The sequence below is a fragment of the Streptomyces sp. MMG1533 genome (assembly GCF_001279775.1).
Lineage (GTDB): Bacteria > Actinomycetota > Actinomycetes > Streptomycetales > Streptomycetaceae > Streptomyces.
Genome location: NZ_LGDG01000040.1, coordinates 1 through 12,990 on the forward strand (window position 1 = coordinate 1; position 12,990 = coordinate 12,990).

General features: G+C 72.6%; 12 protein-coding genes. 11 read left to right on the forward strand and 1 reads right to left on the reverse strand.

What is annotated here, in order from left to right:
• Window positions 1-417 precede the first annotated feature (417 nt).
• From ADK57_RS07030 to kynU, 10 genes are all read left to right on the forward strand, one after another.
• Complete coding sequence (locus ADK57_RS07030) at window positions 418-975, forward strand: DUF2617 family protein (RefSeq protein WP_053748482.1); 558 nt, start codon at window positions 418-420, stop codon at window positions 973-975.
• A gap of 98 nt (window positions 976-1,073) precedes the next feature.
• Window positions 1,074-2,711 carry a polyamine aminopropyltransferase gene (locus ADK57_RS07035; protein WP_053748483.1) on the forward strand — a complete coding sequence of 546 codons (1,638 nt, stop codon included), beginning with the start codon at window positions 1,074-1,076 and terminating at the stop codon, window positions 2,709-2,711.
• 77 nt (window positions 2,712-2,788) lie between these two features.
• Entirely contained in the window at window positions 2,789-3,598 is an 810-nt protein-coding gene (locus tag ADK57_RS07040; RefSeq protein ID WP_053748484.1) for an SRPBCC domain-containing protein, read from the forward strand.
• Window positions 3,599-3,653: 55 nt separating this feature from the next.
• Entirely contained in the window at window positions 3,654-4,442 is a 789-nt protein-coding gene (locus ADK57_RS07045) for an aldose epimerase (RefSeq protein WP_053748485.1), read from the forward strand.
• Between the two features lie 31 nt (window positions 4,443-4,473).
• Window positions 4,474-5,025, forward strand: a complete 552-nt coding sequence (gene pyrE / locus ADK57_RS07050; protein WP_199830495.1) for an orotate phosphoribosyltransferase — start codon at window positions 4,474-4,476, stop codon at window positions 5,023-5,025.
• A 147-nt stretch (window positions 5,026-5,172) separates the two neighbouring features.
• Entirely contained in the window at window positions 5,173-6,204 is a 1,032-nt protein-coding gene (gene fbaA / locus ADK57_RS07055) for a class II fructose-bisphosphate aldolase (protein ID WP_053748487.1), read from the forward strand.
• Window positions 6,205-6,265: 61 nt separating this feature from the next.
• The gene (locus tag ADK57_RS07060) at window positions 6,266-7,768 is read left to right on the forward strand and encodes an MFS transporter (protein WP_053748488.1); all 1,503 of its coding nucleotides are present in this window, start codon (window positions 6,266-6,268) and stop codon (window positions 7,766-7,768) included.
• Between the two features lie 197 nt (window positions 7,769-7,965).
• Window positions 7,966-8,379: a DUF3151 domain-containing protein gene (locus ADK57_RS07065; protein ID WP_053748489.1), complete on the forward strand. Its 414-nt coding sequence runs from the start codon at window positions 7,966-7,968 to the stop codon at window positions 8,377-8,379.
• Window positions 8,380-8,547: 168 nt separating this feature from the next.
• Window positions 8,548-9,387: a tryptophan 2,3-dioxygenase family protein gene (locus tag ADK57_RS07070; RefSeq protein WP_053748490.1), complete on the forward strand. Its 840-nt coding sequence runs from the start codon at window positions 8,548-8,550 to the stop codon at window positions 9,385-9,387.
• Window positions 9,380-10,618 (forward strand): kynureninase, encoded by a 1,239-nt coding sequence (gene kynU / locus ADK57_RS07075; protein ID WP_053748491.1) that lies wholly within the window; start codon window positions 9,380-9,382, stop codon window positions 10,616-10,618. Before ADK57_RS07070 ends, kynU begins: the two co-directional genes overlap by 8 nt.
• 338 nt (window positions 10,619-10,956) lie before the next feature.
• Here the strand turns inward: kynU and ADK57_RS07080 are convergent, their stop codons facing one another.
• Window positions 10,957-11,565, reverse strand: coding sequence for a TetR/AcrR family transcriptional regulator (locus ADK57_RS07080; RefSeq protein WP_053748492.1), 609 nt, complete (start codon window positions 11,563-11,565; stop codon window positions 10,957-10,959).
• Window positions 11,566-11,784: 219 nt separating this feature from the next.
• On the opposite strand from ADK57_RS07080, the gene ADK57_RS07085 reads away from it, so the two are divergent.
• A complete protein-coding gene (locus tag ADK57_RS07085; RefSeq protein WP_053748493.1) occupies window positions 11,785-12,684 on the forward strand; it encodes an alpha/beta hydrolase in 900 nt (299 codons plus the stop codon).
• The last annotated feature ends 306 nt before the right edge of the window (window positions 12,685-12,990 follow it).

Here is a 12,990-nt window from a genome sequence, read left to right on the forward strand (position 1 = left end):
CATCCGGATCGGGGGGGCACGGGGGAAACGGGGGGCACGGGGGAAAACGGGGGGGCACGGGGGGAAGCGGGGGCGTGGAGTCCCATCTGGGTCGGGCTCCACGCCCCCGCTTCATGTTCGGCGCCCGGCCGTACCACAGTGCCCCGGTGTACGCCCAGACCGCCTCGGCGCACGCCGTGGTTGAACAGTTGAGCTGTGGAGCCCTCTGAGGGATGGAAACCCCACGAAGTTGGGTAAAAACCCTGTGGCGGCGCCACAGTTCATGATTCCCTCTAAATCACCAACTCGGCCTCTCGGACGCCCCGCGGAACCCTCCTGACACTTCCGACTGGGGACACCGGGCCGAATCCCCCGGTGCCGACCCGGGTGCGCCTGACCCACACCTCCCTTTCTTTGCGTTGCTAGCGGAGCCGACCCATGCTCACGACCCTGAAGACCTCATACACCGACACGCGCGCGGCCGATCTCGCCTGGGCCCTGGGGCGCGAGCCGCTCCCGGCCCTGGCCACGCTCGACCTGGAACTGGCGGGCGCAAAGCTTCAGTTGAGGCTTCTCGGCGCATCCCACCAGGTCCTCCTGGAGGAGGACCGGGGCAGCTGTTCGGAGACGGTCGCGTGCATCCCGGGCAGCAGCACACCGCTCCCGCTGGGCGTGGCCAAGCGGGTGGGCGACTGGGAGTACGAGTTCGCGGCCCGGGTCGAGGCCCTCTCGCCCGGCTCCTTCGAGGGCCGCGCCCAGGAGTTGCTGGCCCTGGTCTCCGACCACCCGAACGGCCTGGCGGGCGTCTTCCCCGGCAGCCCGCACGCCTTCACGGCACTGCTGGCCCAGCGTCACGAGGGGCAGGTGCACTGGCGGACCTGGCACGCGTACCCGCAGGACGGGCAGTTGGTGGCGACCAGGACACGGGTGGGGGTGCGACTTCCTGCGGCCCAACTCGGCCCGCGCCAGGCGCGTCTGAGTCCGTCCGGCGTCTGAGGATCGAAATACGACCCAAACACCGGGTGCTCAACTGACCGCGAGTTCCACACGTGTGGGTGACGAAGCGTGCCGCGGCAGTGACGTAACGTCGCAGCGTGATCGAACCGCACGCGCCCGCCCCGCCCGGCACCCCGCCGCCCGGGGCGGACCCCGCGCGGCTGCCCGTCCGCCCCGGCACGGGCCGGTTCTTCGTCCTCGCCTGCGTCTTCGTCTGCGCGGCCTGCGGGCTCGTGTACGAACTCGAACTCGTCGCCCTCGCCACGTATCTGATCGGCGACTCGGTCACCCAGGCGTCCGTCGTCCTGTCCGTCATGGTCTTCGCGATGGGCATCGGCTCGCTCGCCGCCAAACGGCTGCGGTGGCGGGCGGCGGCCGCCTTCGGCGCGGTGGAGGCGGCGCTCGCCCTGGTCGGCGGGTGCAGCGCGATGGCCCTGTACGCCGTCTTCGCCTGGACCGGCGACTGGGGCGGCCTGTGGGCGAGCGGTCCCCGCTGCCTCCTGGTCGCCTTCTCCCTGGCCATCGGCCTGTTGATCGGCGCCGAGGTCCCGCTGCTGATGGAGCTGATCCAGCGCATCCGGCGCCAGGACGCGGGCGGCGCGGTGGCCGACCTGTTCGCGGCGGACTACGTGGGCGCACTGGTCGGCGGGCTGGCCTTCCCCTTCCTTCTGCTCCCCCTCCTCGGCCAGTTGACCGGCGCGCTCCTCACCGGCACGGTCAACCTGATCGCCGGCGGGGCGCTCGTCCTCGGCCTGTTCCGCCGCGACCTGACCCGCCGCGCCCGCTGGTTCCTGCTGCTCGGCAACGTGGCCGTGTTCGTCGTCCTCGCCACGGCCGCCGTACTCGTCGACGACTTCGAACAGGCCGCGCGGCAGGCGGTGTACGGCCAGGACGTACGGGTCGCACTGCAGAGCGACGTCCAGGAGATCGTCCTCACCGGCGGCACCGACGGCCGCCCCCTCGACCTCTTCCTCGACGGCCGTCTGCGCGTCAGCGGCCGCGACGAGCACCGCTACCACGAGGCCCTGGTCCACCCCGCGATGAACGGCCCGCACGCGCGCGTGCTCATCCTCGGCGGCGGCGACGGACTGGCCGCCCGCGAGGTGCTGCGGTACGACGGCGTACGCCGGGTCGACGTCGTCGAACTCGACGAGGCGGTCGTCCGGCTGGCCCGCCGCGACCCGGCGCTCGCCGAGCTCAACGGCCACGTCTACGGCGACCCGCGCGTCCACGTGACGACCGCGGACGCCTTCCACTGGCTGCGCGGGGCGCCGCCCGCGACGTACGACGTGGTGATCGCGGACCTGCCCGACCCGGGCATCACCGCGAGCACGAAGCTGTACTCGCAGGAGTTCTACGGTCTCGCGCGGCAGACGCTCGCCGACGGCGGCCGGCTGGCCGTGCACGCCGGCCCGGTCGCCTCCCGCCCACGCGCCTTCTGGACCGTGGAGACGACCATGCGCGCGGCCGGCCTCCGTACCGCCCCCTACTGCGTCGGCGGCCGCGACTCCGGCTTCGCCGCGGGCCCCGACCGCTCGGCCGGCGCGTCGAGAGCCCCGCACGACTGGGGGTTCGTGCTCGCGGCGCCGGGGCAGCGGCCGGAGCTGCGGCCGGACCCTTCCGGGCCGCGTCCGCGGACGATGACGCAGGCGACTCTCGCGGCGGCAGCGCGGGCCGCCGCGGGGGGCAGGATCAGGGGGTTGCCGGCTTCGACGCTGGTGCATCCGCGGTACTGAGGGGGCCGGCGCCGACGCGCGGTCACTTTCGACCAACGAGGGTGCACGACGACGCTCACTGGGTAGTCTCGGCTGACATGGAGCATGAGGTGTTCGTTCCGGTTCCGGTCGATCGGCTCAGGGAGGCGCTGGCCGACCCCGCGCGGGTCGCCCGGGCGGTTCCCGGGCTCCAGCAGGACGCCGGTGCCGAGCCCGTCGCGGGGCGGCTGAAGGTGCGCGTCGGCAGCCACTCCATCACCTACCGCGGCTCGGTACGCGTCTTGGGGAAGGACGACGGTTCGTACGCCGTCGAGGGCGACGCCGTCGAGACGCGCGGCACCGGTGCGGTCAAGCTCGCGCTCACCCTTCGCCTCCGGGACACGGACGGCGGCTCCGGTGCCACGGTGATCTTCGACGGTACGGCTTCGGCGGACGGCCGCGTCACGGAGCTCCCGCAGGATGCGGTGGCCTCGGCGGTGGCGCGGCTGCTGAGCCGGTTCGCGGAGAACCTGGGGGCTGCGGCGGAGGAGCCGGAGGCGGCGCAGGAGCCGGAGGCCGCGCCCGAGCAGGAAGCGCCGCAGGCAGCTCCCGGGCAGGAAGCGCCGGAGGCAGCTCCCGAGCCCGGCTCCGTCTTCGAGACCGAGGTTCCCCCGCCCTCTCTGTCGCACGCCTCCGAGAACCCCGCCGAGCCCGTCGAACCGCCTGCCGAGGCGGCGCACGCGCGGCGGACGATGATCGGGCGCAGTGCGGAGGAGGTCGACCACGCGCCGCCGCGGGGCCGGTACGCGCCGGTTCCCGCGCCGCACACCGCGGGGGCCGACTCGGCGCTGCGGTGGGCGGCACCGGCGGCGGCGTTGGTGCTGGCTTCGGCGATCGTGGTGGGGCGGGCGTTGCGCAGGCGCCGCTGAACGCGGGTACCGCTTGCCCGACACGCCCCCTTGATCAGCCCAGTAGGGTCATCACGTGAGTAACGAAGACATCACGCTGACCGCGGGCGACGCGGAAGTGACCGTGCAGCCGGGGAACGGCGGCCGGGTGGGAGGGCTCCGCGTCGGCGGGGTCGAACTCCTGCGCCAGGGCGACCGTTTCGGCTGCTTCCCGATGGTTCCCTGGTGCGGCCGGATCAGGGACGGCCGGTTCCGGGACGGCGCGACCGTCCACCAGCTGCCGCTCAACTCCCCGCCGCACGCCATCCACGGCACCGTGCGCGACGGCGCCTGGCGCACGGCCCGCGTCACGGAGGACGAGGCGGTCATCACGTACGACCTGGTCGAGCCGTGGCCCTACACGGGCCGTGTCACCCAGGTCGTCGCCCTCACCGAGGACGCCCTGACACTGACCATGTCCGTGGAGACGTACGACTCCTCCTTCCCGGCCCAGATCGGCTGGCACCCGTGGTTCAACCGGAACCTGGGACAGGAGGACGCACGACTGGACTTCGACGCCGCCTGGCAGGAGGAGCGCGGCGAGGACCACCTGCCCACCGGCGACCGTCTCGACCCGAAGCCCGGCCCCTGGGACGACTGCTTCGGCATGCCCGGCGGTGTCGACGTCACGCTCACCTGGCCGGGGCAGCTGGAGCTGAAGGTGGCCAGTCGCGAGGAGTGGGTCGTGGTGTACGACGAGCAGGAGGCCGCCGTGTGTGTGGAGCCGCAGACCGGGCCGCCCAACGGGCTGAACACGCTGCCGCGCCTGGTCACGCCGTTGGAGCCGCTCGAAGCCGCGACCACCTGGACTTGGCGCCGCCTCTAAGCTGGCAGGCATGAGTGACGTCAACGGAGTAATGCCGTCAGGCACACGCGGCGAGCTGCTGCAGCAGATCAAGGACAAGGCCGTGGTGCACGGCAAGGTGACCCTGTCGTCGGGTCTCGAGGCCGACTACTACGTCGACCTTCGGCGCATCACCCTTGACGGCGAGGCCGCCCCGCTGGTGGGTCAGGTGCTGCTGGACCTGACCGCCGATCTCGAGTTCGACGCCGTCGGCGGGCTGACCATGGGCGCCGACCCGGTGGCCGCGTCGATGCTGCACGCGGCCGCCGCCCGCGGGAAGCGGCTGGACGCCTTCGTCGTGCGGAAGGCCGCGAAGGCGCACGGGTTGCAGCGGCGCGTGGAGGGCCCGGAGATCGCGGGCCGCCGGGTTCTGGTCGTCGAGGACACCTCCACCACCGGTGGCTCCCCGCTGACCGCCGTGGAGGCCGTGCGCGAGGCGGGCGCGGAGGTCGTCGCCGTGGCGACGATCGTCGACCGGGCGACCGGGGCCGCGGAGAAGATCGAGCAGGGTGCGGGTGTGCCGTACCTCTTCGCGTACTCGAAGGACGAGCTCGGTCTGGACTGATCCGGCCGGTTGTCCACAGGCTGGGCACGGGGGAGGGACCATCCGGCCAAGTCTGGAAAGATGGGGCCGACGATGACGTCACCCCCAAGGTCTAGGTCAGGGCCGTAGGACGCAGAACCCAACCCGCACATACCAAGGAGCGGACAGATGCCCATCGCAACCCCCGAGGTCTACAACGAGATGCTCGACCGGGCGAAGGCAGGCAAGTTCGCCTACCCGGCCATCAATGTGACCTCCTCCCAGACCCTGCACGCGGCCCTGCGCGGCTTCGCGGAGGCGGAGAGCGACGGCATCATCCAGATCTCGACGGGTGGCGCCGAGTTCCTGGGCGGTCAGCACAACAAGGACATGGTGACCGGCTCGGTCGCCCTGGCCGAGTTCGCGCACATCGTCGCCAAGAAGTACGACATCACGGTCGCCCTGCACACGGACCACTGCCCGAAGGACAAGCTCGACGGGTACGTACGCCCGCTGCTGGCCGTCTCCGAGGAGCGCGTCGCCCGCGGCGAGAACCCGCTGTTCCAGTCGCACATGTGGGACGGCTCGGCCGAGACCCTGGCCGACAACCTGTCCATCGCCCAGGAGCTCCTGGAGCGCGCCCGCGCCGCCAAGATCATCCTCGAGGTGGAGATCACCCCGACCGGCGGCGAGGAGGACGGCGTCTCGCACGAGATCAACGACTCCCTGTACACGACGGTCGACGACGCGGTGCGTACGGTCGAGGCCCTCGGCCTCGGCGAGAAGGGCCGCTACCTGCTGGCCGCGTCCTTCGGCAACGTCCACGGCGTGTACAAGCCGGGCAACGTGGTCCTGCGTCCCGACCTGCTGAAGGACCTCAACGAGGGCATCGCCGCCAAGTACGGCAAGCCGGCCGGCTCCCAGCCGTTCGACTTCGTCTTCCACGGCGGCTCCGGCTCCACCCCGGAGGAGATCGCGACCGCGCTGGAGAACGGCGTCGTCAAGATGAACATCGACACCGACACGCAGTACGCCTTCACGCGCCCGGTCGTCGACCACATGTTCCGCAACTACGACGGCGTCCTGAAGGTCGACGGCGAGGTCGGCTCCAAGAAGACCTATGACCCGCGCACCTGGGGCAAGCTGGCCGAGGCCGGCATGGCCGCGCGCGTCGTCGAGGCCTGCGGGAACCTGCGCTCCAGCGGCACGAAGATCAAGTAACCCCTGCGCGATTGCAGCGAGCCCGGTGCCACGGCACCGGGCTCGCTGTATACCTGGGGCCATGCCCGATGTCCGGCTGGCCTCGCCGCAAGGCAAGTGGATCCTGCTGACCACCGTGCTCGGCTCCAGCATGGCCATGCTGGACTCGACCGTCGTCAACGTCGCCCTGCCCCGCATCGGCCGCGACCTCGACGCGGACCTCGCCGCGCTGCAGTGGACGGTCAACGCGTACATGCTGACGCTGGCCGGGCTGATCCTGCTGGGCGGGTCCCTCGGGGACCGGTTCGGGCGCCGCAAGGTCTTCGTGATCGGCGTGATCTGGTTCGCGGCGGCCTCCCTGCTGTGCGGGATCGCCCCGAACGACGGGGTCCTCGTCGCCGCGCGGGCGCTGCAAGGGGTCGGGGGCGCGCTGCTCACGCCGGGCTCGCTCGCCCTCATCCAGGCCTCCTTCCATCCCGACGACCGGGGCAGGGCCGTCGGCCTGTGGTCCGGGTTCGGCGGGATCGGGGCGGCGGTCGGGCCGTTCGTGGGCGGCTGGCTGGTGGACGGGCCCGGCTGGCGGTGGGTGTTCCTGCTCAACGTGCCGCTGGCGCTGTTGTGCGCGCCGATCGCCGTACGGCATGTTCCCGAGTCCGGTGGGGGCACCTTCCGCTCGAGCGAAGCCGGGAGTGGGGGAGGCCGTAGGCACACCCGCTTCGACGTGCTGGGCGCGGTGCTGGGCGCGGTGGCGCTCGCGCTGGTCACGTACGCGCTGATCGAGGCCCGGGAAGGCTCCCTGGTCGTCGTGCTCACGGCGGTCGCCGGGGTGGCCGCCGCCGTGGTCTTCGTGCTCGTCGAGCGCCGCAGGGCCGATCCGATGATGCCGACGGACATCTTCGCGTCCCGCCAGTTCACCGCGGTCAATTTGGTCACGCTGTGCGTGTACGCGGCCTTCGGCGGCTTCTTCTTCCTCGCCGCGCTCCAGCTGCAGGTGGTCGTCGGCTACTCCGCCCTCGGCGCCGGTACGGCACTGCTGCCCACCACAGCCCTGATGCTGCTGTTCTCCGCCCGCTCGGGCGCCCTGGCCGACCGCATCGGGCCGCGCATCCCGCTCACCGTCGGGCCGCTGCTGTGCGCCGCCGGGATGCTGCTGATGCTGCGGGTCGGGCCAGAGGCGTCGTACCTCGTGGACGTCCTGCCGGCGCTGCTGGTCCTCGGGCTGGGGATGGTGACCTTGGTCGCGCCGCTGACCGCGACCGTCCTCGGGTCCGTGGACACCGCGCGGGCCGGGCTGGCCAGCGGGATCAACAACGCGGCGGCCCGGGTGGCGGGCCTGATCGCGGTGGCGGCGCTGCCGCTGATCGCCGGGATGGGGGAGGAGGCGTACCGGTCGCCGAAGGCCTTCGACGCCGCGTTCGGGCGGGCGATGACGGTGTGTGCGGGGGTGCTCGTCCTGGGGGCCGCGGTCGCCTTCGCGACGGTGCGCAAGCCTCCGGCGGACTGCCGGAAGCCGGAGTGCCGGACACACGGGTTCGTGACGACGCCGCCGCTGGAGGGGGAGCGGGCACGGCGGAGGCTGGCGTAGCGGCGCGACTGCCCGCGGTCGCGCGCTGCTCTGCCGCGTATCGGTCTGGCGCGGGTCGGTCTGTCGCGCGTCGGTCTGCCGCGTATCGGTCTGCCGAGCGTCGTTCTGTCACGCATCGGATTGCCGCGCGTCGGTTCGCCGCGCATCGCTCTGTCGCGCGTCGCTCCGTCACGCGTCGGATGGAGGAGACTTGAGCCATGTCCATTCACGAAAACCTCCTCGGGGGACCGCCCCCGACCCACCTCCCCGACGACCCGGAGCCGCGGGAGCTGCTCGCCGGCGGCACCGCGCCCGCGGACGTCGCCGCGAAGTACCCGACCTCCTCGCTGGCCTGGGCCCAGCTGGCCGACGAGGCCTTCGAGCGGGGCAGTGTCGTGGAGTCGTACGCCTATGCCCGTACGGGCTACCACCGCGGCCTGGACTCGCTGCGCCGCAACGGCTGGAAGGGCCACGGCCCGGTCCCCTGGGAGCACGAGCCGAACCGCGGCTTCCTGCGCGCCCTGCACGGCCTCGCCCGCGCCGCGCAGGCGATCGGCGAGCAGGAGGAGTACGAGCGCTGCTCGCAGTTCCTGAAGGACTCCTCGCCGGCGGCTGCCCAGACCCTGGGCTAGTCGTCCCCTGGGCTGGTCGTCGTATTTCTGCCGGGCCCGTCTGATGTGATCAGGCGGGCCTTGCCTTTTCGGCGGACCATCGAAGAGGATGCCCGGCGGGGACCGGGGCCCCCGTGTCGGTAACGGCAGGGGCGGACCGCTACCCGGAGTACACAACAGGAGACAGCGATGTCCCACGAGGCTCACGACACGCAAGAGCCCGAGACCCCGCATCTCGACTTCGCAGGCACGACGCCGTACGAGGACTACGTCAAGGCGGACGTGCTCACCCACCTCCAGCACACCCTCTCCGACGACCCCGGAGAGATGGTCTTCCTGGTCACGACCCAGGTGATGGAGCTGTGGTTCACCGTCATCGTCCACGAGTGGGAGACCGCGGCCCGGGCCCTGCGCTCCGACGACGTGCCTACCGCCGTTGCCGCGCTGAAGCGTTCCGTACGGGAGCTGGAGGCGCTGAACGCCTCCTGGAAGCCGCTCGGCCAGCTCACGCCGGCCCAGTTCAACGCGTACCGCAGCGCCCTCGGCGAGGGCTCCGGCTTCCAGTCGGCGATGTACCGCCGCATGGAGTTCCTGCTCGGCGACAAGTCCGCGTCCATGCTGGTCCCGCACCGGGGCGCGCCCCGGGTGCACGGGGAGCTGGAGAAGGCGCTGCACGAGCCGAGCCTGTACGACGAGGTGCTCCGGCTGCTCGCGCGGCGCGGGCACGCGATCCCCGAGGCGGTGCTGCAGCGGGACGTCTCGCTGCGGTACGAGCCGACGCCGGAGGTGGAGGCGGTGTGGACCGCCCTCTACTCCGGTGACGAGAGCGACGAACTCGCCCGCCTCGGCGAGGCGCTGACCGACGTGGCCGAGCTGGTGTGGCGCTGGCGCAACGACCACCTCGTCGCCACCCGGCGTGCGATGGGCGCCAAGACCGGCACGGGCGGCTCCGCCGGGGTGGCCTGGCTGGAGAAGCGCGCACAGAAGAACGTGTTCCCCGAGCTGTGGACGGCGCGGTCCCATGTCTGAACTTTCCTTCAAGGCACGGGAGTTGGATGCCGGTGACGAACTGGCGGGTCTGCGCTCCCTCTTCGTGCTCGACACCGTGTCCGATCATGCGGCTGACGCCGCTGAGGTGTATCTGGACGGGAACTCGCTCGGCGCGCTCCCGGCGGCCGTCCCGGGGCGGGTCGAGGACGTCGTACGGCGGCAGTGGGGCGAGCTGCGCATCCGGTCCTGGGAGGAGAGCGGCTGGTGGACCGCGCCCGAGCGGATCGGCGACCGGATCGCCCCGCTGGTGGGGGCGGCGGCCGGGCAGATCGTGGTCGGCGACTCGACAAGTGTCAATGTTTTCAAGGCACTTGTGGGGTCGGTGCGGCTGGCCCGGTTCAGCGGTTCGGCTCGCGACGAGATCGTCGTCGACGCGACGACCTTCCCCACCGACGGGTACATGGCCGAGTCGGCGGCCCGGCTGACCGGGTGCACCCTGCGCCCGGTCACGCCCGCGGAGGTGCCGGGTGTGCTGGGCGACCGTACGGCCGCGGTGCTGCTGAACCACGTCGACTACCGCACCGGCCGGCTGCACGACCTGCCCGGTCTGACGGCCGCCGTGCACGCGGTGGGTGCGGTCGCGGTCTGGGACCTGTGCCACAGCGCGGGCGCCCTGCCGGTCGGCCTCGACGAGCACGGGGTCGATCTGGCCGTCGGCTGCACCTACAAGTACCTGAACGGCGGCCCGGGTTCACCGGCGTATCTGTACGTCCGTCGCGAGGTGCAGGACCGCTTCGACTCCCCGCTGCCCGGCTGGAACTCCCACGCCGAACCCTTCGGCATGCGTCCCGACTACGAACCGGCGCCGGGCGCCCTGCGCGGTCGCGTCGGCACACCCGACATCCTCTCCATGCTCGCCCTGGAGGCGGCCCTGGAGGTCTGGGACGGCGTCTCGATCGACACCGTCCGCGCCAAGTCCCTCGCCCTGACGGACTTCTTCCTGGAGTGCGTGGCGGAGTACGTCCCGCCGGGCCGGGTGGAGTCGCTGACGCCGCCGGCCCATGAGGAGCGGGGCAGTCAGGTCGCGTTGCGCTGCGCGGACGCCGGGGAGGTGATGAAGCGGCTGGTCGAACGAGGGGTCGTCGGGGACTTCCGACGCCCGGACGTCCTCCGCTTCGGCTTCACGCCGTTGTACGTCGGGTTCGCGGACGTGGAGCGGGCGGCGCGGGTGCTGGCGGAGACGCTTCGGGCCAGTGGAGGAGACGGCTGACGAGCCGGACGACCGCGGTGACGGCGGTGACGGTGGTGGTGGTGGCGGTGACCGCGTGACCGCGTGACCGCGTGACCGCGGTGACGGCGGCGGCGGTGACCGCGGTGGCGACGCGGCACCGACGCCGCCGGCTCCCGCCGTCGACGAGGCGATCAGGCCCGGCACGACGTTCCGGGTCGGCCGCGTCCGTTGCGGTCGGGGGTCCGACTGCTCGGTGCCGACGGGCAGTCGGACGGGGTCGGTCGGGCGGGGCCGGGTCGGGTCGGGTGCCGGGCCGGGTCGGGCCGGGCCGGCTCGGGTCGGGCAGATCGGAGGCGTGCGGAGGAGTGCGGAGGCGGTCATGCCGAGGCGGCGTACACCCCCGCCTCCGCCGCCGCGACCGCGGCGTCCGCCGCGCGTTCGGCGTCGGCGGGGGCCGGGGCGGCACCGGTGGTGAGGAAGCCGTAGTAGAGAGGGGCCGAGACCGCCCGTACGACCGTCGCCGCGTCCGTGCCGGCCGGCAGCTCGCCCCGGGCGACGCCCTCCGCCACACACGGCGCCCACTCCGCGACCCGGACCTCGTAGAACCGCCGCAGCGCCTGGGCCGTACGCCCGTCGCACGCCGCCGCGGCGATGACCGCGCGGAACAGGGCGCCCTGCCGGGGGTCGGCGAGGGTCCGCTGGACCAGTGAGGCGTTGGCGCGCAGATCGCCTCGTACGGAGCCCGTGCGCGTGCGCGGCAGCGACTGTTCGGCCATGTCGGCGAGCAGATCGGCGACCAGGCCGGTCACCGAGCCCCACCGCCGGTACACGGTCGTCTTGCCGACCTCCGCGCGACGGGCGACGTCCGCGAGGTCGAGCCGGTCGAAGCCCTGCTCGGCCAGCACGTCCCCCGCCGCCCGCAGTACGGCCGTACGAACGCGCGCGGTACGGCCGCCGGGACGTACGGTGCCGGGTTCGGCGGACATATCGGCCTCCTTGTTCCCTGTGCGGGGGCCCGGACGACGGATGTGCGGCCCCCGGCGTCAGCGTAACGAAACGGCAGAACCGTTTAACCCTCACCGAGCGTGACATCCCCGTGTCCGCGCACGTCATCGGCCTGATAGCGTCCCCGCCAACGGCCGAATTCTCTCAACGGAATTGCCTCCCGGTCCGCCAAGTCCGTTTCGTCGCTGAGAGGTTGGAGCATGCCGGACGACGCCGCAGCACTCGATGCCGCAGCTTCCCGTGCCGCCGCCGAAGAGGAGTCGGCCTTCTCGCACCCCGAGGTCGACCCCGACTCCACCGCGGCGTACGGGGATCACCCCGACCAGGTGATCGACTTCTATGCCCCGCACGTCGAGGTGGTGCCGGGGGTTCCCGCCCCGCTGGTCGTCGTGCTGCACGGGGGTGCGTGGCGGGAGCCGTACGACCGCCGCCACATCTCGCCGTTCGCGGACTTCCTGGCGCGTCGGGGGTTCGCGGTGGCGAGCGTGGAGTACCGGAGGGGCAGCGGGGGTGAGGGCGAGGGAGCGGCCGGGGCGGTCGCGGGCCGCTGGCCGGACACCTTCGACGACGTCGCCGCCGCGCTGGACGCGCTTCCCGCGCTCGTCCGCGAGAGGCTCCCGCAGGCCGACCCGCGCCGCATGGTGGTCACCGGCCACTCGGCGGGCGGCCACCTCGCCCTGTGGGTCGCGGCCCGCCACCTCCTGCCGGCCGACGCCCCCTGGCGCACGGACCGGCCGGCGCCGCTGCGGGGGGTCGTCGCCCTCGCTCCGATCGCCGACTTCGCGGTCGCGGAGAAACTCGATGTGTGCGGCGGTGCGGTGCTCCAACTCCTCGGCGGCGAGGTCGGGTTCGCCGAGCACCAGCCGTACGCGGACCCCGCCCTTCTGCTTCCCACGGGTATCGCGACGACGCTCGTCCAGGGCCGTACCGACGTGGACGTCCCGCAGGCGGTCGCCGAGTCGTACGCGGACGCGGCGGCGAAGGCGGGGGAGGTGGTGGGACTGACGTTGCTGGAGGACGTCGGTCATTTCCCGCTGATCGATCCGGTGGCGGACGCGTGTGCGGTGGTGGCGGAGGAGATCGCGCAGTTGGCGTGGTGAGAGTGGCGCGCGGTGAGGGTGGCGTGGTGAGAGTGGCAGTGGCAACGGCAGTGGCAGCGGCCCCTGGCGGTACCCGTAGTACCTGAGAGCTACGTCGCAGGTGAGCTCCCTGGCGTGACGCGGACGACGAGCGCGGATCCGTAACTTCCCATCCAGACAGGCCCGATGGCCGGGCGGACTGGAAGGGGAGGCGACCGTGGGAGTCGAAACGGGGGTGGGCGCGGGGGCTGCGGCGGCGGGGGCTCCTGCGGCGGAGGCAGTGACCGCAGGGGCTGCGGCGGTCGTGGCTCCTGCGGCGGGGGGTCC

What these genes read in the sequence shown, in the direction of transcription:
- ADK57_RS07040 (WP_053748484.1), top strand. Translation starts at nt 2,789, where the DNA reads ATGGAGCATGAGGTGTTCGTTCCGGTTCCGGTCGATCGGCTCAGGGAG.
- ADK57_RS07060 (WP_053748488.1), top strand. Translation starts at nt 6,266, where the DNA reads ATGCCCGATGTCCGGCTGGCCTCGCCGCAAGGCAAGTGGATCCTGCTG.
- ADK57_RS07030 (WP_053748482.1), top strand. Translation starts at nt 418, where the DNA reads ATGCTCACGACCCTGAAGACCTCATACACCGACACGCGCGCGGCCGAT.
- ADK57_RS07070 (WP_053748490.1), top strand. Translation starts at nt 8,548, where the DNA reads ATGTCCCACGAGGCTCACGACACGCAAGAGCCCGAGACCCCGCATCTC.
- pyrE (WP_199830495.1), top strand. Translation starts at nt 4,474, where the DNA reads ATGCCGTCAGGCACACGCGGCGAGCTGCTGCAGCAGATCAAGGACAAG.
- ADK57_RS07085 (WP_053748493.1), top strand. Translation starts at nt 11,785, where the DNA reads ATGCCGGACGACGCCGCAGCACTCGATGCCGCAGCTTCCCGTGCCGCC.
- ADK57_RS07080 (WP_053748492.1), bottom strand. Translation starts at nt 11,565, where the DNA reads ATGTCCGCCGAACCCGGCACCGTACGTCCCGGCGGCCGTACCGCGCGC.
- ADK57_RS07065 (WP_053748489.1), top strand. Translation starts at nt 7,966, where the DNA reads ATGTCCATTCACGAAAACCTCCTCGGGGGACCGCCCCCGACCCACCTC.
- fbaA (WP_053748487.1), top strand. Translation starts at nt 5,173, where the DNA reads ATGCCCATCGCAACCCCCGAGGTCTACAACGAGATGCTCGACCGGGCG.
- kynU (WP_053748491.1), top strand. Translation starts at nt 9,380, where the DNA reads ATGTCTGAACTTTCCTTCAAGGCACGGGAGTTGGATGCCGGTGACGAA.